Source organism: Allobosea vaviloviae (assembly GCF_001298265.1).
Taxonomy (GTDB): Bacteria; Pseudomonadota; Alphaproteobacteria; order Rhizobiales; family Beijerinckiaceae; genus Allobosea; species Allobosea vaviloviae_B.
Map to the genome: position 1 here is coordinate 17518 of NZ_LGSZ01000095.1, position 21247 is coordinate 38764.

A 21247-nucleotide genomic window follows, 5' to 3' on the forward strand; every position below is an offset into this window, starting at 1 on the left:
TCTTCGCCGTAATCCCGATACAGTTCTCACAGCAATGTTATTTTTTCTCTCGATCGGAACGCACCATGGCAGACAATAACGAAGAGCTTCTGGACCTGACGACCTCGATCGTCTCCGCCTACGTCGCCCGCAACAACGTCCCCCGCGCCGATCTCGCCGATCTGATCGCCAGCGTCCACGCCTCGCTCGCCAAGCTTGGTGGCGAGCCCGAGGCGCCGGCTGCCGCGCCGCTGGTTCCGGCCGTGTCCATCCGCAAGTCGGTGACGCCGGAGGCCATCATCTGCCTCGAAGACGGCAAGTCCTTCAAGTCGCTGAAGCGCCATCTCAGCAGCAAGTACGACCTGACGCCCGAGCAGTACCGCACGAAGTGGGGCCTGCCGGCCGATTACCCGATGGTCGCTCCGGCCTATGCCGAGGCGCGCTCGGCGCTGGCCAAGTCGATGGGCCTGGGTCGCAAGGCCGCGGTTCCGGCCGTCGCCGCCGCGAAGCCCAAGCGCGCCGCCCGGGCCAAGGCCTGAGCAGCCAAGGCCTGAACGGGCAAGGCCTGAAACGACCACGCGACGGACCGGCTCCCGCCATGGGCGGCCGGTTCGCGCAAATGCGTCCGGATAGGAGATTGCGTTGGCGATACGGCCCGGACGCAAGGACGCCAAGACGGCAGATGTCCCCGCCGATGAGCTGCGAACGGGCTCCGGCGCGCCCGCTGCCGCCGGCCGCACGCTCGAACAGGCGCTGGGCCAGCGCATCCGCGCCATCCGCCACGACCTCGACCTGACCGTCTCGGACCTCGCGGGGGCCTCTGCGATCTCGGTCGGGATGCTCTCGAAGATCGAGAACGGGCTGATTTCGCCTTCGCTTGCGACGCTGCAGGCGATCACGGCAGCGCTCAACGTGCCGATCAGCTCGCTCTTCTCGGTCTTCGAGGAAAAGCGCGACTGCTCCTATGTGCCGGCCGGGCAGGGCGTCCATATCGAGCGGCGCGGCACCAAGGTCGGCCATCTCTACGAACTGCTGGGCCATGCGCTTGGCGGCGAGATCGCGGTCGAACCCTATCTGATCACCCTGAGCGAGGAGGCGGTGCCCTATACCGGCTTCCGCCATGCCGGCGTCGAGTTCATCTACATGCTGAGCGGCGAGGTCATCTACCGTCATGGCGATCGGACCTATCATCTGCGCCCTGGCGACTCGCTGCTGTTCGATTCCGCCGCGACCCATGGGCCGGAGGAGCTGATCGTGCGGCCGATGACCTATCTCTCGATCATCATCTTCAACCGGCTGCCGCCAGCCGTCTGATTTTCTCCAAGAGAAAATTATATTCCTATGATTGACGGCTCATGGGCTGCAATCTAGACATGCGTAGGGCGCTGCGACGGGCGCCTGACCTGTCAGGAACGGCGTCATGTGCGGCATTGTCGGCTTGTTCATCAAGGATCCGCAGCTCGAACCCGAGCTCGGTTCGCTGCTCTCGACCATGCTCGGCGTGATGTGCGACCGCGGGCCGGATTCCGCCGGTTTCGCCATCTATGGTGAGGGCAGCCCCGGCTCGGTCAAGCTGACGCTGCGTGGACCCGAGGGGACGGATTTCGCTGGTCTGGCCGCCGGCCTCGGCCTGCCGGCGACCATCCGCGACACCCATGCCGTGCTCACCGTTCCGGTGGGGCAGGAGATGGCGGTCAGGGCCTCGTTGGCCGCAAGCGCCTCCGGCATCGCCGTCGTCGGCGCCGGCGAGCGCATGGAGATCTACAAGGAGGTCGGGCTGCCGACGCAGGTCGCCAAGCGCTTCGGGCTGGAGCGCATGGCCGGGACCCACGCCATCGGCCACACCCGCATGGCGACCGAGAGCGCGGTCACGACCGACGGCGCCCATCCCTTTTCGACCGGCGCGGACCAATGCCTCGTCCATAACGGCTCGCTCTCGAACCATCGCGGCCTGCGCCGACGGCTGGAGCGCGAGGGGCTCGCCTTCGCCACCGACAATGACAGCGAGGTCGCCGCTGCCTACCTGACCTCGCGCATGCGCACGGGCGACACGCTCGGGCAGGCACTGGAGCATTCGCTTGATGATCTCGACGGCTTCTACACCTTCGTCGTCGGCACCGAGAGCGGCTTCGGCGTGCTGCGAGACCCGATCGCCTGCAAGCCGGCGGTGATGGCGGAGACGCAATCCTACGTCGCCTTCGGCTCGGAATACCGGGCGCTGGCCGATCTGCCGGGCATCGCCCAGGCGAGGGTCTGGGAGCCGGAACCCGCGAAGGTCTATTTCTGGAACCGCCTGCAATGAGCGCCCATCATGCCATCGACCTCGCCACCGGCTCGGTGCGGGAGCTCAACGCCGCGCTGCACGCGCTCAGCCCCGACACCAACGAGACGCTATGGCGCGTCTCCAATCCGCGCGGGCTCCATGCGGTCGCGGCCGGGGTCGATGCCCCCGTCACGATCGAGATCGACGGGCCGGTCGGCTATTACTGCGGCGGCATGAACAAGCATGCCAGCATCGTCGTCAACGGCAATGCCGGTGTCGGTCTCGCCCAGAACATCATGTCGGGCTTCGTCCATGTGAAGGGCGATGCCAGCCAGTCGGCCGGCGCTACCGGTTGCGGCGGCATGATCGTCATCGACGGCAATGCCTCCGCCCGCTGCGGCATCTCGATGAAGGGCGTCGACATCGTCGTGAAGGGCTCGGTCGGCCACATGTCAGCCTTCATGGGCCAGGCGGGCAGTCTCGTTGTGCTCGGCGATGCCGGCGAGGCGCTGGGCGACAGCCTCTACGAGGCCAGGCTGTTCGTGCGCGGCACGGTCGCGAGCCTCGGCGCCGACTGCATCGAGAAGGAGATGCGCGACGAGCACCGGGCGCTGCTGGCGGCCAAGCTCGAGGCGGCAGGCCTGGCCGGCTCCGTCGATATCGGCGAGTTCAAGCGCTACGGCTCGGCGCGCACGCTCTATCATTTCCACGTCGACAACGTGTCGAGCTACTGAAGGCACCTGGCGATGAGCGATCTGAGAAAGACACCCCGGACGGTCCCGCGCACCTCGTCGACCTTCGATGACTACACGCTCTCGGAAATCCGCCGCGCGGCGGCGACCGGCATCTACGACATCCGCGGCGGCGGCGCGAAGCGCAAGCTCCCGCATTTCGACGACCTGCTCTTCCTCGGGGCCTCGATCTCGCGCTATCCGCTGGAGGGCTACCGCGAGACATGCTCGACCGAAGTCGTGCTCGGCACGCGCTTCGCCAAGAAGCCGATCACCCTGAAGATTCCCGTCACCATCGCGGGCATGAGCTTCGGCTCGCTCTCGGCCAATGCCAAGGAGGCGCTCGGGCGTGGCGCCTCGGCTATGGGCACCTCGACCACGACCGGCGATGGCGGCATGACCCAGGAAGAGCGCCAGAGCTCGCAGATCCTGGTCTACCAGTACCTGCCGTCACGCTACGGCATGAACCCCGACGATCTGCGCAAGGCTGACGCCATCGAGATCGTCGTCGGGCAGGGTGCCAAGCCCGGCGGCGGCGGCATGCTGCTCGGCCAGAAGATCACCGAGCGCGTCGCGGCGATGCGGACCCTGCCGGTCGGCATCGACCAGCGCTCCGCCTGCCGCCACCCGGACTGGACCGGGCCCGACGATCTCGAGATCAAGATCGAGGAACTGCGCGAGATCACAGATTGGGAGAAGCCGATCTATGTGAAGGTCGGCGCGGCCCGCCCCTATTACGACACGGCGCTCGCCGTGAAGTCCGGCGCCGATGTCGTCGTCGTCGACGGCATGCAGGGTGGCACGGCGGCGACGCAGGAAGTCTTCATCGAGAATGTCGGCATCCCGACGCTGGCGGCCGTCCGTCAGGCGGCGCAGGCGCTGCAGGATCTCGGCATGCACCGCAAGGTCCAGCTCATCGTCTCCGGGGGCATTCGCAACGGTGCCGACGTCGCCAAGGCGCTGGCGCTGGGCGCGGATGCGGTCGCCATCGGCACGGCGGCGCTGGTCGCGCTCGGCGACAACGATCCGCAGTGGGAGGCCGAATACCAGGCGCTCGGCACCACGGCCGGCGCCTATGACGATTGGCATGAGGGCCGCGACCCCGCCGGCATCACCACGCAGGACCCGGCGCTCTCGGCCAGGCTTGATCCGGTTGCGGCCGGCCGCCGCCTCGCCAACTACCTCGCCGTGCTGACGCTCGAATGCCAGACCATCGCGCGCGCCTGCGGCAAGAGCCATGTCCACAACCTCGAGCCCGAGGATCTGGTCGCGCTGACGATCGAGGCCGCCGCGATGGCACGAGTCCCGCTTGCGGGGACGGACTGGATACCGGGCGTGACCGGCCGCTTCTGAGTGGGGGCACGACGCATCATGTGAATGAGCCCGATAACGGGCCTTCGAGGGGAACTGCATCGACCATGGCCACCGATCTCGCCAAGATCGCCGCCGAACGCGGCATCAAGTACTTCCTGATCTCCTATGTCGATCTCTTCGGGGGCTTGCGGGCCAAGCTCGTGCCCGCCAGCGCGATCGGCCCGATGCAGCGCGATGGCGCGGGCTTCGCCGGTTTCGCGACCTGGCTCGACATGAGCCCGGCCGATCCCGATCTCTTCGCCGTGCCCGATCCCGACAGCCTGATCCAGTTGCCCTGGAAGCCGGAGATCGGCTGGCTGGCCTCGGACCTCGTCATGGATGGCAAGCCGGTCGCCCAGGCGCCGCGCACGGTGCTGAAGACCCAGCTCGCCGCCGCCGATGGCTACACCATGAAAACCGGCGTCGAATGCGAGTATTTCCTGATTTCGGCCGATGGCACGCAGATTTCCGATGCCGCCGACAACGCCGTGAAGCCCTGCTACGACCAGTCGGCCCTGATGCGCCGCTACGAGGTCATCCGCGAGATTTGCGACGCGATGCTCTCGCTCGGCTGGGGCGCCTACCAGAACGACCATGAGGACGCCAACGGCCAGTTCGAGATGAACTGGAACTACGACGACGCGCTCAAGACCGCCGACCGGCACGTCTTCTTCAAGTTCATGGTCCGCTCGATCGCCGAGAAGCACGGCCTGCGCGCGACCTTCATGCCCAAGCCCTTCATCGACCTGACCGGCTCGGGCTGCCACATCCATGTCTCGCTGTGGAAGGGGGAGACGAACGCCTTCTCTGACCCGCAGGGCGAACTCGGCCTGTCCGCGCTCGGCTACAGCTTCATCGGCGGGCTGATCCACAATGCCGACGCGCTCTGCGCCATCACCAACCCGACGGTGAACTCCTACAAGCGCATCAACGCGCCCCGCACCGTCTCGGGCGCGACCTGGGCGCCCAATACCGTGACCTATACCGGCAACAACCGCACTCACATGATCCGCATCCCCGATGCCGGGCGCTTCGAGTTCCGCCTCGCGGACGGCGCCGCCAACCCCTATCTGCTGCCCGCTGCCGTGCTCGCGGCCGGCATGGACGGCATCCGCAACACCCGCGATCCGGGCAAACGCCTCGACATCAACATGTACACCGACGGCCACAAGGTCCGCGGCGCCAAGAAGCTGCCGCTGAACCTGCTCGATGCCCTGCGCGCGCTCGACAAATCGACCGTGTTGCGGACCGCGCTCGGCGCCCCGCTGATCGACGGCTTCCTCAAGCTCAAGACGCAGGAGTGGAACGACTATTCGCGCCACCTGACGCAATGGGAGCGGACAAATACGCTGGACATTTGAGAGGCGCTCGCAATGACGCCCGCCTGTTCGCCTGCGGCCCCCGTCACCCCTTCGCCAGCAGCTCCTTCCGCAGCATGCAATGCACGCCCTTGTGCTGGTTCACCGTCTGGGTGACGCGCAGATCGGCCGCCATCGAGCACAGGGCATAGGCCTGTTCGCGGGTGATGCCGGTGCGCTCGACGATCAGCACGATCATGTCGCGCAGCGCCTTCTCGGCGCAGCGGTCGAGATCGGGGTCCATGCCGCAGGTGATGACATGGGTCGGCGTCTCCGCGCGGGGATAGGTGAAGTGCAGGTCCTTGCGCACGGTCAGCTTGAACGTGCCCGACAGCGCGGTCTCGATCGCGGTGACGTTGACCTCGCCGTCGCCCTGCACGCCATGGCCGTCGCCGACCGAGAACAGCGCGCCGGGCACGAACACCGGCAGATAGAGCGTCGTGCCGGCGACCAGCTCCTTGTTGTCAAGATTGCCGCCGAAGGCGCGCGGGATGATCGAGGTGCAGCGCCCCCATTCCAGCGGCGGCGCCACGCCCATCACGCCGAAGAACGGCGCCAGCGGCAATTCCAGACCCCAGGGCATCGTGCCGACCATGCGGGTGGAATCGAGCGGGATGTTCATCAGGTGGAAATGCGGGAAGTCGTCGGGCAGCGTGCCGGCGAGCGGCCGGTTGAGGTTGTAGCCCCAGTCCTGCCGCAGCGAGACGGATTCGATGTCGACCTGCAGCACGTCGCCGGGCCAGGCGCCTTCGACCGAGACGGCGCCCGTCAGGATATGCGGGCCGAAGGGCGGGCCCTTCTGCGCGGCATGAATCGCATGCAGCTCGGGCGGGACATGGAAGCCGGCGGGCGGCAGGGTCTCGAGCGTGCCGCTGACGGATTCGATCGTGACGCTCTCGCCGCTGGCGATGGTCAGCGCGGGGGCGACGCGGGCATCGAAATAGCCCCAGTGACAGGTTTCCGGTGAGGCTTTCAGGTGATGGGTCATGATCCGTCCGTGGCGGCTGTCGCGTGAGGATGGGCTGCGGGCGCTTCGCCTGTCGAGTGCAAATTTCGTGCGCTGCGGCGGTCGGCCTCTTGCCTTGGCCGGCGAGACGTTGCGAGTTGACGGCTCTGCCGACGCCAACCCGAGACCACGATGCCAAGAGACCTGACCGCCATCGCCCTGTTCTGCGGCTCCAACACCGGCCATGGCGAGGCCTATCGCGAAGCCGCAACCGCGCTCGGCGCCGAGATCGGCCGACGCGGCCTGACGCTGGTCTATGGCGGCACGCATAAGGGCTTGATGGGCATCGTCGCCGATGCGGTGCTGGCTCAAGGCGGCGCGGTGCATGGCGTGATCACGCGAAGGCTCGCCGATCTCGGCCACCTCCACGAGAGCCTGACCCGCCACGAGATCGTCGACGGTATGCGGGCGCGGAAAGAACGCATGGCCGATCTCGCCGACGGCTTCGTCGCCATGCCCGGCGGGATCGGCACGCTCGAGGAGTTCATGGAGGCCTGGACGCTGAACCAGCTCGGCGACATGGACAAGCCGGCCGGACTCTTCGACGTTGCCGGCTACTACCAGCCCTTCATGGGCTTCATCGACCATATGATCGCGCAGGGCTTCCTGCCGCCGGCGCATCGGGATGGCATCGTGGCCGATGCCGATCCGGCCCGCCTGCTCGACGGGCTGATCGCCTTCGAGCGCGTCACCGTGCCGAAATGGCTGTAGATCGAAGGCGAGGCCGTTTCCGTCATTGCGAGTATAGCGAAGCGATCCAGAGCGGCAGCGCTCTACGCCCCCCTGGATTGCTTCGCTGCGCTCGCAATGACGCGTCGTGACAGCGCGGGTCAGGCGTTGCTCTCCAGCTTCCGCGCCAATTGCTCGGCGAACTTCGCCGCCGCCACCGGCAGCGAGCGGCCGTGCAGTTGCCCCATCGCGAAACGGGCTGGCGCGATGTCGCGCGGATCGATCGGCCGCGAGATCAGCCCGTCGCGTTCCTTGAGGTTGCTCGGTGCGCCGATCTCGATCTGGAAGGTGATCGCATTTTCGAAGCGCACATAATTGCGCAGGAACTCGAAGGAGTTGGATTCGACCACCGGCGACATCCGGAATGAGCTGCGCGCCAGCGCCTCCTCCAGCAACTGCCGCCCGCCATAGCCCTTGTCGGGCAGAGCCAGCGGATAATCGGCGCAGTCGCGCAGGCGCAATGAGCCCTCTCCGGCGAGCGGATGGTCGTGGCGCATGATCGCGACGATGCGCTGCTCGGCCGAGGCGACGACCTGGAAACCCGCCATCGCCGACATCCGGAAGATCAGCGCGAGATCGACCTCATAGGCGACGAGTGCCCGCAAGGCCTCGCTGTGGACGGCGACGCGCACGTCGAATTCCACGATCGGGAAGGCCCGCCGGTAGGAGGCGATTTCGACGGGCAGGAAGTCATGGGCCAGCGCATGGCTGCAGGCGATCGAGACCGTGCCGCGCCGGAAGCCCGACAGGTCCTCGATCTGCGAGCGCACCCGGCCGATATCGGCGAGCTGGCTGCGGATATGCCGGATCAGCAATTCGCCGGCGGCGTTCAGCCTGACCCCGCGCGGCAAACGCTCGAAGATCTTGGTGCCGAGCTCCTCCTCGATGTCCTGCACGCGCCGGTTCAGGGCCGATGCGGTGATGTTCAGCCGCTCGGCCGCCTTGCGGATCGAACCGACGCGGGCGACCTCGTCGATATAGGTGAGCAGGCGCAGATGCTTCACGGCGCGATCCTCATGAGCGATGCGTTTTTCGAACAGCTCCGGCAAGAAGTCAGCACAAGACGGCATCGGTCAACCCGGCATAGGCTTCATCCATGGCAGCGGCAGAGGGCCGCGCAAGCAGCAGGCATGGGAGAGACCGCAGATGACGGGGATCAGCAGACGCCGTTTCAGCCTTGCCGCCGGTGCGGCGGCCCTGGTCTCCGCCCTGCCGCGCCCGGCGCTGGCGCAGACGCCGACCAAGCTCAAGATGATCCTGAACTGGCGCTATCAGGGGCCGCAGGGCTGGTTCTTCCTGGCCGAGGATCGCGGCTATTTCCGCGCCGAAGGCCTGGAAATCACCATGGATCAGGGCAATGGCTCGGGCGCCGCCGTCGGCTCGGTCGCCTCGGGCTCCTATGATCTCGGCTTCGGCGACATCAACGCACTGATCCAGCTCGTGGCGAAAAGCCAGATCGGGGCCGCCACGCCGCTGGCGATCTCGGCGACCTATAACCGTCCGCCCTTCACCATCGCGGTCAAGGCTGACGGCCCGATCAAGACGCCCAAGGATCTCGAAGGCCGCACGCTCGGCGGCCCGGCCAATGATGGCGCGCTGAAGCTCTTCCCGGCTTTCGCCAAGCTCGCTGGCATCGACGCTTCCAAGGTCAACATCACCAACATGCAGCCCAATCTGCGCGAGCAGATGCTGCAGCGCGGCCAGGTCGACGGTGTCTTCGGCTTCGTCAACACCATCGCCTTCTCGGCCAAGCTCGTTGGCATCGACCCCAACAAGGACTTCCGCTTCATCAATTTCGGCGACTACGGCATGGACCTCTACTCCAACGCCATGATCGCCTCGCGCAAGCTCGCGACCGAGAACCCCAACGCGCTGAAAGGCCTGCTGCGGGCGATCGATCGCGGCATCAAGGATACGCTCAAGGATAACGACGCTGCGATCGAGGCCGTCGCCAGGCGCGAGCCGCTGATCAACAAGGCGATCGAGAAGGAACGCCTGATCGCGACGCTGGCCTCCGAGATGAGCCATCCCGAGGCGGCCAAGATCGGGCTCGGCGATGTCGACGACGCGCGTTTCAAGAAGTCGATCGCCATCGTCGTCGAGGCAGACGGCCTGCCGCGGATGCCGGCCCCCGACGAGATCTTCAGCCGCGCCTTCCTGCCGCCCCTGGCCGACCGCATCACCAAGCTGGGGTGAACCTCACCGTCATTCCGGGGCTCGCGCAGCGAGAACCCGGAACCCACGACCGGGTGAGCCCAGAGGCGGGAAGGTCGTGTCCCCTCCCGTGGGTTCCGGGTTCGCCCCTGCGGGGCGCCCCGGAATGACAACTGAAATCACTGAGCGACGACAGCGCCCATTCTGATGCCGAGAACATACGCATGGATCTGAACCTCACAGGCCGCGTCGCGGTCATCACCGGCCCGGCCAAGGGCATGGGCGCCGCCGTCACCCGGGCCTTCGCCACTGAGGGCTGCAGGCTCGCTTTGATCGGCCGCGACGTCGCGGCGATCGAGCCGGTCGCGGCCGAGGTGCGGGCGAAGGGCGCGGAAGCGATCGTGATCGCCTGCGACATCACCAAGGGCAGCGACTGCGAGGCGGCCATCGCACAGACGCTGACCGAATTCGGCGGGCGCATCGACATCCTCGTCAACGTCGCCGGCGGCTCGGGGCCGATCGGCAAGACCGGCTGGGAGACCACGGAGGACGAGTTCGACGAGATCGTCGATCTCAACATGCGCGGCTGCTTCAACACCATGCGCGCCTGCCTGCCGGCGATGATCGCGCAGCAGGGCGGCAAGATCGTCAATGTCGGCGGCACCTTCGGCATGCGCGGGCGGGCCGGGCGCATGGCCTATTCGGCTTCAAAGTGGGGACTGCGCGGCATCACCAAGAGCTTCGCGCTCGAGGCCGGCCCCTATGGCATCAACGTCAACTGCGTCGCGCCGGGCATGGTCGACGGGCCGCGCTTCCGCGGCAAGGTCGTGCCGGAGATGGCCCGGCGCCTCGGCATCTCGGAAGAGGCCGCCTTCGAGAAGCACGCGGCCGATTATGCGCTGAAGCGCGTCTCGACCGATGAGGACGTGGCCAATGCCTGCCTCTTCCTCGCCTCCGACGTTTCCCGCCAGATCACCGGCGTCGACCTGCCGGTCGATGGCGGCTGGGCCATGCTGTGAGCGCCCCGATGAGCGAGACGCCCTTCATCGCCGATCTCGTCCTGACTGGCGGCACGGTCGTCAGCGGCAAGACGCGCTACCGCGCCGATGTCGCGATCAAGGACGGGCTGATCGCGCTCGTTGGCTCACCCGCCGCGATGCCGGCCGCCCGCGAGACCGTCGACGTCACCGGCCAATTCCTGCTGCCCGGCGCCATCGACGTGCACGTCCATTTCCGCGAGCCCGGCTACACCCACAAGGAAGACTGGCGCACCGGCAGCGCGGCGGCCGCGATGGGCGGCACCACCACCGTCTTCGAGATGCCCAACACCAACCCGCCGACGCGCTCGGTCAAGGAGCTGCGCCAGAAGCAGGAGGCTGCCGCCAAGGCCCATGTCGATTACGGCATCTACGGCCTGCTGGCAGAAGACAATATCGACGAGCTCCAGGGCCTGATCGACGGCGGCGTCAACGCCTTCAAATGCTTCATGGGCAACACCTTCGGCAATCTGCCCTCGCCCTCGACGGGGGCGATGCTGGAGGGCTTCGAGATCATCGCGCCCTCGGGCCTGCGCATCTCGCTCCATGCCGAGACGGCCTCGATCATGGCCTGGCGCCAGAAGCGGCTGATGGAGGCGGGACGTAACGACCCGCTCGCCCATATCGCCGCGCGCCCGGCGATCGTCGCGGCCGAGGCCGTCTCCCGCGCGGCGGAACTGGCGGAATGGACCGGCGCGCGCATCCATATCCTGCACATCTCCTCGGCTGCCGAACTGCGCCCGCTCGCCGCCGCCAAGGCGCGCGGCGTCGAGATCACCGGCGAGACTTGCCCCTGCTATCTCCTGCTCGACTCGCGCGACTATGCGCGGCTCGGTTCGATCATCCGGGTCAACCCGCCGGTGCGCGAGGCCTCGGATTCGGAAGCGATCTGGGCGGCGCTGCAATCGGGCGTCATCGACATGATCGCGACCGACCACGCGCCCCATACGGTCGAGGAGAAGACCAGGGACGTGATCTGGCAGGCCGATTGCGGCTTCCCCGGCGTCGAGACGCAGATGCCGCTGATGCTGAACGAGGTCTCGAAAGGCCGCATGACGCTCGAGCACTACGTCGCGATCTCGGCCGAGAACCCGGCGAAGTCCTTCGGGCTCTGGCCGCATAAGGGCCGCATCGAGACCGGCGCCCATGCCGACATCGCCGTCGTCGACATGAACAGGACCGAGACGATCCGAGCGGAAGCCCTGCACTCGCGCGGCAAGATCACGCCCTTCGAGGGCGTCAGCGTCACCGGCGTCCCCATCCACACGCTGGTGCGGGGCCGCTTCGTCCAGCGCGACCGCAAGCTCGTCCCCGAGACCAGCGGCTGGGGCCGGCAGGTCACGTCGATCCAGGCGATGCCGAAACCCACCATTCGCAACGCCGACCAGACCCTGGCCGCCTCTTTGCAAGCGCCTGCCATCACCGCAGAGGGAGCCGGGCCGTGAACGCCGCCGTCACCGATATCAGGCAGGGCACCGCGACGCCCGCGCCAACCTTCATCGAGTTCCAGGACGCCTCGATCACCTATGGCCGCGGCGCCAGGGCGGTCCAGGCGCTGGCACCGACCTCGCTCAAGATCGGGGAGGGCGAATTCGTCGCGCTCGTCGGCCCGTCGGGCTGCGGCAAGTCGACGATCCTCAAGATGGTCGGCGAATTGCTGGCTCCCTCGACCGGCCATGTCTTCGTCGCCGGCCGCGAGATCGGCGCGACGCCGATCCGCATCGGCATGGCCTATCAGAACCCCACGCTGCTGCCCTGGCTCAACATCCGCGACAACGTCATGCTGCCGCTGAAGATCGTGCCGCCCTTCCGGCAGGGTTATCGCGCCAAGCGCAAGACCGAATATCGCGACCGCGTCGAGGCCTTGCTCGACCAGGTGGGGTTGGGCGGCTTCGGCGACAAATTTCCCTGGCAGCTTTCGGGCGGCATGATGCAGCGCGCCAATCTCTGCCGCGCCCTGATCCACGACCCCGATCTCCTGCTGCTGGACGAGCCCTTCGGGGCGCTTGACCAGTTCACCCGCGAGGAGCTCTGGGCGATCATGCAGGATCTCTGGCTCTCCAAGAAGCTGACCGTGCTTCTGGTCACGCATGATCTAAAAGAAGCCGCCTATCTCGCCGACCGCATCTGCGTGATGAGCGCAAGGCCCGGCCGCATCCTCGACGATTCGCCCGTCGCGATCGCGCGCCCGCGCACCATCGACATGACCTTCGAGCCCGATTTCGTCGCGCTGAACCAGCGCCTGCGGGCGATGATCGTCGGCGCACGCGGCGGCACCGGCATCGTCAGCCATCCCCCGAAACCGGTCTGAGGAGGAATGTGATGAAGCGCCAGTCTCACCCTCCACGTCATCCCGGACAAGCGGCGCAACCGCGCCGATCCGGGATCCATTCCGGAACGGTTCAGGCATGGATCCCGGGTCTTCGCTTCACTTCGCCCGGGATGACGGCGTGCTTGTCCGGCGTCTTCGAGGCACTCACGAAGGAAAGCCTCTGATGGAACGTCTCGGCGAGATCATCCGCGAGAAGGGCGCCTCAACCGCGCTCATCATCGGCGTCTTCGTGTTCTGGGAGCTGTTCTGCCTGATGGCGGGCATCTCCGACATCCTGCTGCCGCGCCCGACGCAGATCATCCAAGCGCTGATCCAGTACTGGCCGGCGATCTGGCCGCACACCTGGCAGACGCTCTACACGACCATTGTCGGCTTCAGCATCGGCGTGGCGATCGGCCTGCTGCTGGGCATCCTGATCGGCTCGTCAAAGCTCGCCTACGACACCGCCTATCCCCTGCTGGTCGGCTTCTCCTCGATCCCCAAGGTCGCGGTCGTGCCGATCTTCGTGCTCTGGTACGGCGCGGGCACCGTGCCGGCGATCCTCACCGCCATGATCATCTGCATCTTCCCGATCGTGGTGAACGTCGCGACCGGCATCGCCACCGTCGAGCCCGAGCTCGAGGACGTGATGAAGACGCTGAAGGCGTCGAAATGGGACATCCTCTGGAATGTCAGCCTGCCGCGCGCGATGCCCTATTTCTTCGCCGCGCTGAAGGTCGCGATCACGCTCGCCTTCGTTGGTTCGGTGGTGGCGGAGACAGTCGCCTCCAACCGGGGCATCGGCAACATGATGATGATCGCTTCATCCAGCTTCAACGTGCCGCTCGTCTTCGCCGGGCTCTTCGTCCTCGCCGGCCTGGGTGTCGCCCTCTACGTCCTGTTCTCGCTGATCGAACGGCGCGTCACCGGCTGGGCCCACCGCAAGACCGATCTCGCGGCGGGTTGAGCGATGTCCTTCACCACACCCACCGCGTCATCCCGGACAAGCCGCGTCAGCGGCACCGATTCGGGATCCATTCCGGAGCCTTTCCGATCGGGGTTCAGGCATGGATCCCGGGTCTTCGCTTCGCTGCGCCCGGGATGACGTCGCGGTGCTTGAACGTTCGTCCAGCAGCATTCCGGGCCTGCCACCCTCACAGGAGAGATTCATGCGCCGCCACTTTCTGAAAGTCACGCTTGCCGCCGCCATCACGGCGACGATGGGCTTCGCCGCGCCTGCCTTGGCGCAGGCGCCGACCAAGATCCGCTTCACGCTCGACTGGAAGTTCCAGGGCGTCCACTCCTGGTATTTCTACGCCAAGGAGAAGGGCTATTTCGCCGCCGAAGGTCTCGATGTCACCATCGACCAGGGAGACGGTTCGGCCGCGACCGTGACGCGCATCATGGGCGGCGCCTATGATGCCGGCTTCGGTGACATGAACGCCATCATCCAGCAGGCCGTGAACAAGCCGGGCGAGCAGCCGGTCATGGTCTACATGATCTACAACAAGGCGCCCTTCGCGATCATCCACAAGGCCGACGGCCCGATCAAGACGCTGAAGGACCTCGAGGGCCGCAAGCTGACCTCGCCGGCCGGCTCGGCGACGCACCGGCTGTTCCCGATCTTCGCCAAGCTCAACGGCATCGACGCCAGCAAGGTCGAGGTCGTCAACATCGCGCCCTCCGTGCAGGAGATGATGATGGTGCAGGGCCAGGTCGATGGCGGCTTCGTCTTCACCGTCACCTCCTACATGAACCTGATCGGGATGAAGCTGAATCCCGACAAGGACTACAAGTTCATCATGTATTCCGACCACGGCATCGAGTCCTACTCGAACGGCGTCATGGTCTCGCAGAAGCTGATCAAGGATAATCCCAAGGCCGTCGCCGGGCTCGTCCGGGCGATCAACAAGGCGATGCTCGAACTGACCGCCAACGCGGCCGAGGGCGGCAAGGTGATGAACCGCGTCGAGCCGACCGTGAACGCCGAGATCGAGGCCAAGCGCATCGAATTCACCTACAAGGCGCATATGTTCACCCCCGAGACGCAGAAGCTCGGTGCCGGCGACGTCTCCGACGAGCGCATGGCCAAGGCGATCACGCAGATCCGCGAGGCGTTCGAGCTGAAGAGCACGCCGAAGGTGGACGAGGTCTTCAACCGCTCCTTCCTGCCGCCGCTGGCCGAGCGCAAGCTTTCGGCACCGAAGAGCTGAGGCCGACGCGTCATTCTCGGGCGGTGCGCAGCGCCGACCCGAGAATCTCGTGACGCAGAAGGCTGGTTTTCAGAGATGCTCGGGTCAAGCCCGAGCATGACGTGCGACAACACGCGACGACGCGCCGATCCACCAGCATAGGCCTCATGATGCGCCAGATCACCGCCAGCCATGCCTTCGACGCGCGCCGCAGCCTGGGCGATACCACGCTCACCGTCGACGGCGGCATGATCGCTGCCGTCGAGGCCGCCGCGAGCCCGCCTCAGGACGACATCGTCGTGCTGCCGGCGCTGGTCAACGCGCATGACCATGCCCGCCCGATCCGCACCAGCTCGGTCGGCGGTTTCGCCCGGCCGCTCGAACAATGGCTGCACCGGCTGGCTCTGTTTGCCCCCGTCGATCCCTATCTCGCGACGCTGGCGCCGCTCGGCCGTGCTGCGCTGGGCGGACAGGGCGCGGTGATGATCCACCATGTCCGGCCGATGGGGCTGACCGATCTCCCCACCGAGGCCGCCGCGATGGCCCGCGCCGCTCGCGATGTGGGGGTGCGCATCGCTTTCGGCGTCGGCATGCGCGACCAGAACCCGTTGGTCTATGGCGATCACGCCCCCGTCCTCGACGAGCTCGACCCCGTCTCCCGCGCCGAGATCGAGGCGCGCTATCTCGCGCCGATGCTCCCCATCGCCGAGCAGATCGCCCGCGTCGATGCGGTCGCCGAGGCCATCGCCGGCCCGATAGTCGATGTGCAATACGCCCCCAACGGCCCGCAATGGGGCTCGGACGCGCTCTGGGAGGCCATCGCCGAAGCCTCGGCCCGCACCGGCCGGCGCGTCACCACCCATCTCTTCGAGACGAAGTATCAGCGCGACTGGGCCGACCGCACCTATCCGGACGGGCTGGTTAAGCACTGGAAGGAAATCGGCCTGCTCTCCCCGCGCTTGACGCTGGCCCACTGCGTCTGGGCAAGGCCCGACGAACTGGAGATGATCGCCGAGGCCGGCTGCGTCATCGCCAGCAACACCTCCTCCAACCTCGCGCTGCGCTCGGGCCTCGCGCCTGTCGCCGAGATGGTCCGCCGCGGCTGCAAGGTCGCGCTCGGCGTCGATGGCCAGGCCTTCGACGAGGATGACGACGCGCTGCGCGAACTGCGCCTGCTCTGGTCGCTGCATTCAGGCTGGGGCTTCGACACCGAATTGTCGCCCCGCGACGTGCTCGCCATGGCGCTGGAGAACGGCCGCATCGCGCTCGGCGCGCCCCCAGGCGGGCAGCTTGCGGAGGGACAGGCGGCCGACCTGCTGATCCTCGATCGCGCGGCGCTGGACGAGGACGCGCTGATGCCGGTCGATCCGCTCGAGCTGATGTTCGCCCGCGCCAACCGCCGCCACATCCGCGAGCTCATCGTCGCAGGCCGCACGATCGTCAGCCACGGCCGCGTGCAGGGCGTCGATCTCGACGCCGTCCATGACGAATTGCGGGGCATCTATCGCTCGGGCATCGCGCAGCGCGCCGGTCTCGTCGCCGCCCTGCCGCCGTTGGAGCGCGCGGTGCGCAACCACTATCTCTCCCGGCTCGGCTGCTGCTGACCCCCATGCGCATCCTGAGCGAGGCCGATGTCGAGAGCCTGATCGCGATCCCCGACGCGATCAGGCTTGCCGCCGAGGCCTATCGTCTCCAGGCGGACGGCAGCGTGCCCGCGCCGGTGCGCGGCGATTTGCGCCGCGATGATCCAAAGGCCGGTTGCCTGATGCTGGTCGGCGCCAGCGGTCCCGACCAACTGGCGGTCAAAAGCAACGTCCACGCCTATCCTGAGGGCCTCGACGCGCCCCGCCTATGGAACAGCCTGCTGACGCTCTGGGACTGGCGCCGCGCCGAGCCCCGCGCCTTGATCGCGGCCCGCGCCTTCAACGACCACCGCACGGCGGCAGGCTTCGCCGCCGGGGCGAACCTGCTTGGGAAACGCGATGCGAGGACGCTCGCCGTCTATGGCGCCGGCAAGAGCGCGCCGATGGCGGTGCGATATCTCAAGGCTGTGCGACCCTCGCTCGACCGGATCATGCTCGTCGGCCGCAACCCCGGCCGCGTCGCGGCGCTGGCCGGGACCGTGCGAAGCTGGCCGGAGTTTGCAGGGGTCCAGGTCGTCGTGTCCTCGGCGCAGGACGCCGCTGCAACCGCCGACATCATCGTCACCGTCACCACCTCCGAGACGCCGGTCTTCCCCGGCGAGGAGGTCAAGCCGGGCACCTGCATCGTGCTCGGCGGTGCCAACCGGCCCGGCGCCCGCGAGGCCGACGATGCCCTGATGCGCCGCGCCGACATCTATCTCGATGCCCGCGCCGGGGCGGCCGACAAGGCTGGCGACATCCGCCTGGCACTGGCGAGCGGCGCGCTGATCCCCGAGCAGATGCGGGCGGAGATCGGCGCCTGCCCGGGCGGGCCGCTGCCGCTGTCGCCTGGCCGCGACGTTTTCGTCTTCAAATCGATGGGGCTCGCCATCCAGGATGTTTTGCTGGCGCAACATCTGGTCGAACGCGCTGAGCTGCGCGGGCTCGGCCAGATCGTCGATCTCGTGGGCGGGTGAGGCGATATGGGCGACGACAGCATCCTGATCCGCAATGCGATGGTGATGACGCTCGACGCGGGCGACACGATCCTGCCACGCGCCGACATCCTGATCCGCGGCAACCGGATCGAGAGCATCGGCACGGTCGCGCCCGAGATCGCGGCGCGCGCCGGCCGCGTCATCGAGGCGGAAGGGCATCTCGCCGTGCCCGGCCTTGTCAACGCGCATATGCATTCGCAGTCCGGCACGATGTCGGGCTTCGGCGACCGGCTCAGCCACCCGGTCTTCATGTGGCTGACGCAGGCGCATACCTCGCGCCGGACGCAAGATGAGATCAGGCTCGCGGTGCTGCTCTGCGCCGCGCAGATGCTGGCGAGCGGCACCACGGCGGTGATCGACCATTTCCCCGGCCAGCGCTTCAGCCTCGCCGACATGGATGCGGTGATGGCGGCCTGGGCCGAGACCGGCATGCGCGCGACGCTGGCGATGCGCTTCTTCGACGGCGAGTTCGGTGACATCCTGCCGCGCGGCATCGCCTGGCCGCCCGAACTGGCTGCGGCCGTGCGCGAGGTCGAGATCCTGAAGCCCCACCCCCTCGCGCAACTGCGCGAGCAGATGCCGGATATCGTCGCGCGCTGGCATGGCCATGCCGGCAGGCTCCAGGCCTTTCCGGCGCCGTCCAATCCCGACCGCTGCAGCGACGACGCCCTGCTGTTCTGCGCGGAACTCGCTGAGCGCCACGACCTCGGCATCCACACTCATCTCTTGGAAACGCGGGCGCAGGCCGCCATCGCAGCGACGCGCTACGGCACGACGACAGTGGCCCATCTCGAAGCGCTCGGCATCCTATCCGAGCGCTGGTCCTGCGCTCACAGCATCTGGATCGACGATGCCGACATCGCCCTGTTGGCAAAAAGGCAGGTCGTCGCGGTCCACAACCCCGAAAGCAATGCGCGGCTCGGTACGGGCCGGATGCGCACGCCTGACATGCTCGCGGCCGGAATCCCCATCGCGCTCGGTACCGACGGCTCCGGCGCCAACGACAACCTGATCATGCAGGAGGCGATGCGCAGCGCCGCGCTGCTGCACCGCGCCGATCTGCCGGATCGCCGGAATTGGGTCAGCGCCCGCGATACGCTGCGCATGGCGACGCAAGGCGGGGCGAAGGCGATGCGGCTTGAAGGGCAGATCGGCGCGCTCGCGCCCGGCATGCTGGCCGATCTCGTGCTCTACCGGCTGGACGCGCCCTGGTGGCGTCCCGTCAACGATCCCGTCAGCCAGCTCGTCTTCGCCGAGACGGGCGCGGCCGTCGCGCTGACCATGGTCGGTGGCCGCATCCTGGTCGAGGACGGCAAGGTCACCGGCTTCGACGCGCAAGGCGCGCTGTCGGAGATCGAGGGCATGGTCGCGAGCCTGCGCCGCCGCAACGCCGATCTCTTCGCGGTCGCCGAGGCGATCGCGCGCGAGGCTCCCTGATGAACGCCCGCCTGGTCGATCTCGTCATCGCAAACGGCATCCTCGTCACGCCCGATGGCATGACGCCGGGCGCCGTCGCGATCGATGGCGGCCGGATCGTCGCGACCGGCAGCGACGCCGCGATGCCGCCCGCGCGCCGGGTCATCGATGCCGGCGGTCGGCACGTCATCCCCGGCGCGATCGATGTCCATGTCCATATCCGCGAGCCGGGCTTCTCCCACAAGGAGACCTGGGCGAGCGCGACGGCGGCGGCCGCCATCGGCGGCGTCACGACCGTGCTCGACATGCCCAACACCAACCCGCCGACCGCGACTGCGCAGGCCGTGGCCCAGAAGATCGCGCTGGCCTCGCCGCAGGCGCTGATCGATTTCGGCGTCTACGGCTATATCGGCGAGGACAACATCGCCGAGCTCGCCCCGATGGCGCGGGCCGGCGCCGCGGCCTTCAAGCTCTATCTCGGCAGCGACAACCCGCTCGTGCCTTGCCCCAATGACGGAGCAGTGTTCGACGCGATGGCGGAGATCGCCAGGTTCGGCCGACGCGTCACCGTCCATGCCGAGAACACCGGCATCCTGCGCTGGCGCGAGGCGCAGATCAGGGCGGCCGGGCGCGATGATCTTCAGGCGCATCTCGACCAGCATGCCGACATCGCCACCGTCGAGGCGGTCTCGCGCATCGCCCTGTTCAGCGAATGGACGGGTTGTCCGGTCCATATCGCCCATGAGAGCTGCCGCCATTCGCTGCCGCTGATCGCGGACGCCAAGCGGCGCGGCGTCGATCTCACCGCCGAAACCTGCCCGCACTACCTCTTCCTGAGCATGGATGATGCCCAGCGCGCTGGCGGCAACCCCTTGCGGGTCAAGCCGCCGGTGCGCGAGGCCGGCCATGCCGGGCCGCTGTTCGAGGCGCTGGCGTCGGGACTGATCGACATGATCTCCACCGACCACGCCCCGCATCTGCCGGATGAAAAGCGGCAGGCCTCGATCTGGCGCACCGCGCCGGGCTTTCCCGGTGTCGAGACCTCGATGCGGCTGATGCTGACGCAGGTCGCGGCGGGTGCCATCACGCTGCCGGACTATGTCCGCATGGCCTGCGAGGCGCCGGCCCGCGCCTTCGGCCTCTACCCGCGCAAGGGCTCGCTCCTGCCCGGCACGGACGCCGACATCGTGCTCGTCGACATGAATGCTGCCGGAATCATCAGGGGCGCCGATCTGCACTCGATCGGCAATGTCACGCCCTTCGAGGGCATGGCGACGATGGGAATGGCCGTCATGACGCTCGTGCGCGGACGCGTCGTCGCCGAGGCCGGGCGCATCGTCGCGGATCACGGCTGGGGCAGGGCGCTGTCGGCGCCGGCCTGACCATTCGGGCCGACCCCTCGGCCCCGTCAGGCCGGCTCGCTGCGCGGAGCGAGACCATGCAGGAACACGTCGATGCAGCGCTGCGCATGAGCCAAGCGCTCCTCCTGCTTCAGCAGACCTTCGCCGGGAAAGCGCTTCACCAGCACGCCGAACACCATGTCCATCAGCATGCGCGCCGCCGCCTGAGGCGGGAAGGGCCGCAGCGCGCCACGCTCCTGTTGCCGGGCGAGCCAGTCGGCCAGCAGCCGCCGCGCCGGCTCCGCGCCTTCGAGCGTGATCGCCTCGCCGATCTCGGGAAAACGATCCGCATCCGCCATCGCCAGCCGGATGAAAGCGAGCCGCTCGCGATTCTCGTTCTCGTCGATATCGAGGCGGAAAATCGCGGCGATGGCTTCCGCCAGTGGCAACGCGTCGTCCGGCCGCGGCAGCGCCAGCATCGTCCGGCGATGATCCGCGACCATCGCACGGAACAGGTCGGTCTTGGCGGGGAAAAGTCGGTAGAGCGTCTTCTTGGAGATGCCGCATCGGGCCGCCACCCCATCCATCGTGGTGGCGCCGTAGCCGGCGTCGAGGAACTGCTCGCGGGCGACAGAGACGATGCGTTGGCGCTCGTCCTCATCAGATCGCTGCTTGGGCCGGCCGCGAACCCGCGGCCTGGCCGCCGCCGCCACCGTGGCTTCCCCGTGATTGTCCACCATCATCCCTTACTCCCGGAA

20 protein-coding genes are annotated in these 21247 nt (G+C 67.5%); 17 read left to right on the forward strand and 3 right to left on the reverse strand.

What is annotated here, in order from left to right; all coding sequences use genetic code 11:
- The first annotated feature begins 65 nt into the window (after window positions 1–65).
- From AE618_RS26065 to glnT, 6 genes are all read left to right on the forward strand, one after another.
- Window positions 66–518, forward strand: coding sequence for a MucR family transcriptional regulator (locus AE618_RS26065; RefSeq protein ID WP_054211977.1), 453 nt, complete (start codon window positions 66–68; stop codon window positions 516–518).
- A gap of 109 nt (window positions 519–627) precedes the next feature.
- Complete coding sequence (locus tag AE618_RS26070) at window positions 628–1293, forward strand: helix-turn-helix domain-containing protein (protein ID WP_054212122.1); 666 nt, start codon at window positions 628–630, stop codon at window positions 1291–1293.
- A 106-nt stretch (window positions 1294–1399) separates the two neighbouring features.
- The gene (locus tag AE618_RS26075) at window positions 1400–2281 is read left to right on the forward strand and encodes a glutamine amidotransferase (RefSeq protein ID WP_054211978.1); all 882 of its coding nucleotides are present in this window, start codon (window positions 1400–1402) and stop codon (window positions 2279–2281) included.
- Complete coding sequence (locus tag AE618_RS26080; protein WP_054211979.1) at window positions 2278–2976, forward strand: protein glxC; 699 nt, start codon at window positions 2278–2280, stop codon at window positions 2974–2976. The genes AE618_RS26075 and AE618_RS26080 overlap by 4 nt, the downstream gene beginning before the upstream one ends.
- 12 nt (window positions 2977–2988) lie before the next feature.
- Window positions 2989–4326, forward strand: coding sequence for an FMN-binding glutamate synthase family protein (locus AE618_RS26085; protein ID WP_054211980.1), 1338 nt, complete (start codon window positions 2989–2991; stop codon window positions 4324–4326).
- 65 nt (window positions 4327–4391) lie between these two features.
- Window positions 4392–5687 carry a type III glutamate--ammonia ligase gene (gene glnT, locus AE618_RS26090; protein ID WP_054211981.1) on the forward strand — a complete coding sequence of 432 codons (1296 nt, stop codon included), beginning with the start codon at window positions 4392–4394 and terminating at the stop codon, window positions 5685–5687.
- Window positions 5688–5730: 43 nt separating this feature from the next.
- On the opposite strand, the gene AE618_RS26095 is transcribed toward glnT, so the two are convergent.
- Window positions 5731–6672: an acetamidase/formamidase family protein gene (locus tag AE618_RS26095; RefSeq protein WP_054211982.1), complete on the reverse strand. Its 942-nt coding sequence runs from the start codon at window positions 6670–6672 to the stop codon at window positions 5731–5733.
- A 150-nt stretch (window positions 6673–6822) separates the two neighbouring features.
- Between AE618_RS26095 and AE618_RS26100 the strand changes: the two genes are divergently transcribed.
- Entirely contained in the window at window positions 6823–7401 is a 579-nt protein-coding gene (locus AE618_RS26100) for a TIGR00730 family Rossman fold protein (RefSeq protein ID WP_156330500.1), read from the forward strand.
- A gap of 119 nt (window positions 7402–7520) precedes the next feature.
- Here AE618_RS26100 and AE618_RS26105 read toward each other — a convergent pair whose 3' ends face one another.
- Window positions 7521–8423, reverse strand: a complete 903-nt coding sequence (locus tag AE618_RS26105) for a LysR family transcriptional regulator (RefSeq protein WP_054212124.1) — start codon at window positions 8421–8423, stop codon at window positions 7521–7523.
- Between the two features lie 142 nt (window positions 8424–8565).
- On the opposite strand from AE618_RS26105, the gene AE618_RS26110 reads away from it, so the two are divergent.
- The 10 genes from AE618_RS26110 (at window position 8566) to AE618_RS26155 (ending at window position 20531) form a co-directional block, all read left to right on the forward strand.
- Window positions 8566–9615: an ABC transporter substrate-binding protein gene (locus tag AE618_RS26110; protein WP_054211983.1), complete on the forward strand. Its 1050-nt coding sequence runs from the start codon at window positions 8566–8568 to the stop codon at window positions 9613–9615.
- Between the two features lie 182 nt (window positions 9616–9797).
- Window positions 9798–10592: an SDR family NAD(P)-dependent oxidoreductase gene (locus tag AE618_RS26115; RefSeq protein ID WP_054211984.1), complete on the forward strand. Its 795-nt coding sequence runs from the start codon at window positions 9798–9800 to the stop codon at window positions 10590–10592.
- An 8-nt stretch (window positions 10593–10600) separates the two neighbouring features.
- Window positions 10601–12055, forward strand: coding sequence for a dihydroorotase (locus AE618_RS26120; protein ID WP_054211985.1), 1455 nt, complete (start codon window positions 10601–10603; stop codon window positions 12053–12055).
- Window positions 12052–12921, forward strand: a complete 870-nt coding sequence (locus AE618_RS26125; protein ID WP_054211986.1) for an ABC transporter ATP-binding protein — start codon at window positions 12052–12054, stop codon at window positions 12919–12921. The genes AE618_RS26120 and AE618_RS26125 overlap by 4 nt, the downstream gene beginning before the upstream one ends.
- 184 nt (window positions 12922–13105) lie before the next feature.
- Window positions 13106–13888 carry an ABC transporter permease gene (locus AE618_RS26130; RefSeq protein ID WP_054211987.1) on the forward strand — a complete coding sequence of 261 codons (783 nt, stop codon included), beginning with the start codon at window positions 13106–13108 and terminating at the stop codon, window positions 13886–13888.
- Window positions 13889–14090: 202 nt separating this feature from the next.
- Window positions 14091–15134, forward strand: coding sequence for an ABC transporter substrate-binding protein (locus tag AE618_RS26135; protein ID WP_054211988.1), 1044 nt, complete (start codon window positions 14091–14093; stop codon window positions 15132–15134).
- A gap of 146 nt (window positions 15135–15280) precedes the next feature.
- The gene (locus AE618_RS26140) at window positions 15281–16717 is read left to right on the forward strand and encodes an amidohydrolase family protein (RefSeq protein ID WP_054211989.1); all 1437 of its coding nucleotides are present in this window, start codon (window positions 15281–15283) and stop codon (window positions 16715–16717) included.
- Between the two features lie 5 nt (window positions 16718–16722).
- Window positions 16723–17712 carry an ornithine cyclodeaminase family protein gene (locus AE618_RS26145; protein WP_054211990.1) on the forward strand — a complete coding sequence of 330 codons (990 nt, stop codon included), beginning with the start codon at window positions 16723–16725 and terminating at the stop codon, window positions 17710–17712.
- 6 nt (window positions 17713–17718) lie between these two features.
- The gene (locus tag AE618_RS27650) at window positions 17719–19170 is read left to right on the forward strand and encodes an amidohydrolase family protein (RefSeq protein WP_082365599.1); all 1452 of its coding nucleotides are present in this window, start codon (window positions 17719–17721) and stop codon (window positions 19168–19170) included.
- Window positions 19170–20531 (forward strand): dihydroorotase, encoded by a 1362-nt coding sequence (locus AE618_RS26155; protein WP_082365600.1) that lies wholly within the window; start codon window positions 19170–19172, stop codon window positions 20529–20531. The genes AE618_RS27650 and AE618_RS26155 overlap by 1 nt, the downstream gene beginning before the upstream one ends.
- Window positions 20532–20557: 26 nt before the next feature.
- On the opposite strand, the gene AE618_RS26160 is transcribed toward AE618_RS26155, so the two are convergent.
- Window positions 20558–21232, reverse strand: coding sequence for a TetR/AcrR family transcriptional regulator (locus tag AE618_RS26160; protein ID WP_054211992.1), 675 nt, complete (start codon window positions 21230–21232; stop codon window positions 20558–20560).
- Between the last annotated feature and the right edge of the window lie 15 nt (window positions 21233–21247).

Excerpts from the sequence above, each read along its gene's own strand:
- AE618_RS26065 (WP_054211977.1), top strand. The coding sequence starts at position 66 with ATGGCAGACAATAACGAAGAGCTTCTGGACCTGACGACCTCGATCGTC.
- AE618_RS26075 (WP_054211978.1), top strand. The coding sequence starts at position 1,400 with ATGTGCGGCATTGTCGGCTTGTTCATCAAGGATCCGCAGCTCGAACCC.
- AE618_RS26080 (WP_054211979.1), top strand. The coding sequence starts at position 2,278 with ATGAGCGCCCATCATGCCATCGACCTCGCCACCGGCTCGGTGCGGGAG.
- AE618_RS26085 (WP_054211980.1), top strand. The coding sequence starts at position 2,989 with ATGAGCGATCTGAGAAAGACACCCCGGACGGTCCCGCGCACCTCGTCG.
- glnT (WP_054211981.1), top strand. The coding sequence starts at position 4,392 with ATGGCCACCGATCTCGCCAAGATCGCCGCCGAACGCGGCATCAAGTAC.
- AE618_RS26095 (WP_054211982.1), bottom strand. The coding sequence starts at position 6,672 with ATGACCCATCACCTGAAAGCCTCACCGGAAACCTGTCACTGGGGCTAT.
- AE618_RS26100 (WP_156330500.1), top strand. The coding sequence starts at position 6,823 with ATGCCAAGAGACCTGACCGCCATCGCCCTGTTCTGCGGCTCCAACACC.
- AE618_RS26110 (WP_054211983.1), top strand. The coding sequence starts at position 8,566 with ATGACGGGGATCAGCAGACGCCGTTTCAGCCTTGCCGCCGGTGCGGCG.
- AE618_RS26115 (WP_054211984.1), top strand. The coding sequence starts at position 9,798 with ATGGATCTGAACCTCACAGGCCGCGTCGCGGTCATCACCGGCCCGGCC.
- AE618_RS26120 (WP_054211985.1), top strand. The coding sequence starts at position 10,601 with ATGAGCGAGACGCCCTTCATCGCCGATCTCGTCCTGACTGGCGGCACG.
- AE618_RS26130 (WP_054211987.1), top strand. The coding sequence starts at position 13,106 with ATGGAACGTCTCGGCGAGATCATCCGCGAGAAGGGCGCCTCAACCGCG.
- AE618_RS26135 (WP_054211988.1), top strand. The coding sequence starts at position 14,091 with ATGCGCCGCCACTTTCTGAAAGTCACGCTTGCCGCCGCCATCACGGCG.
- AE618_RS26140 (WP_054211989.1), top strand. The coding sequence starts at position 15,281 with ATGATGCGCCAGATCACCGCCAGCCATGCCTTCGACGCGCGCCGCAGC.
- AE618_RS26145 (WP_054211990.1), top strand. The coding sequence starts at position 16,723 with ATGCGCATCCTGAGCGAGGCCGATGTCGAGAGCCTGATCGCGATCCCC.
- AE618_RS27650 (WP_082365599.1), top strand. The coding sequence starts at position 17,719 with ATGGGCGACGACAGCATCCTGATCCGCAATGCGATGGTGATGACGCTC.
- AE618_RS26155 (WP_082365600.1), top strand. The coding sequence starts at position 19,170 with ATGAACGCCCGCCTGGTCGATCTCGTCATCGCAAACGGCATCCTCGTC.
- AE618_RS26160 (WP_054211992.1), bottom strand. The coding sequence starts at position 21,232 with ATGATGGTGGACAATCACGGGGAAGCCACGGTGGCGGCGGCGGCCAGG.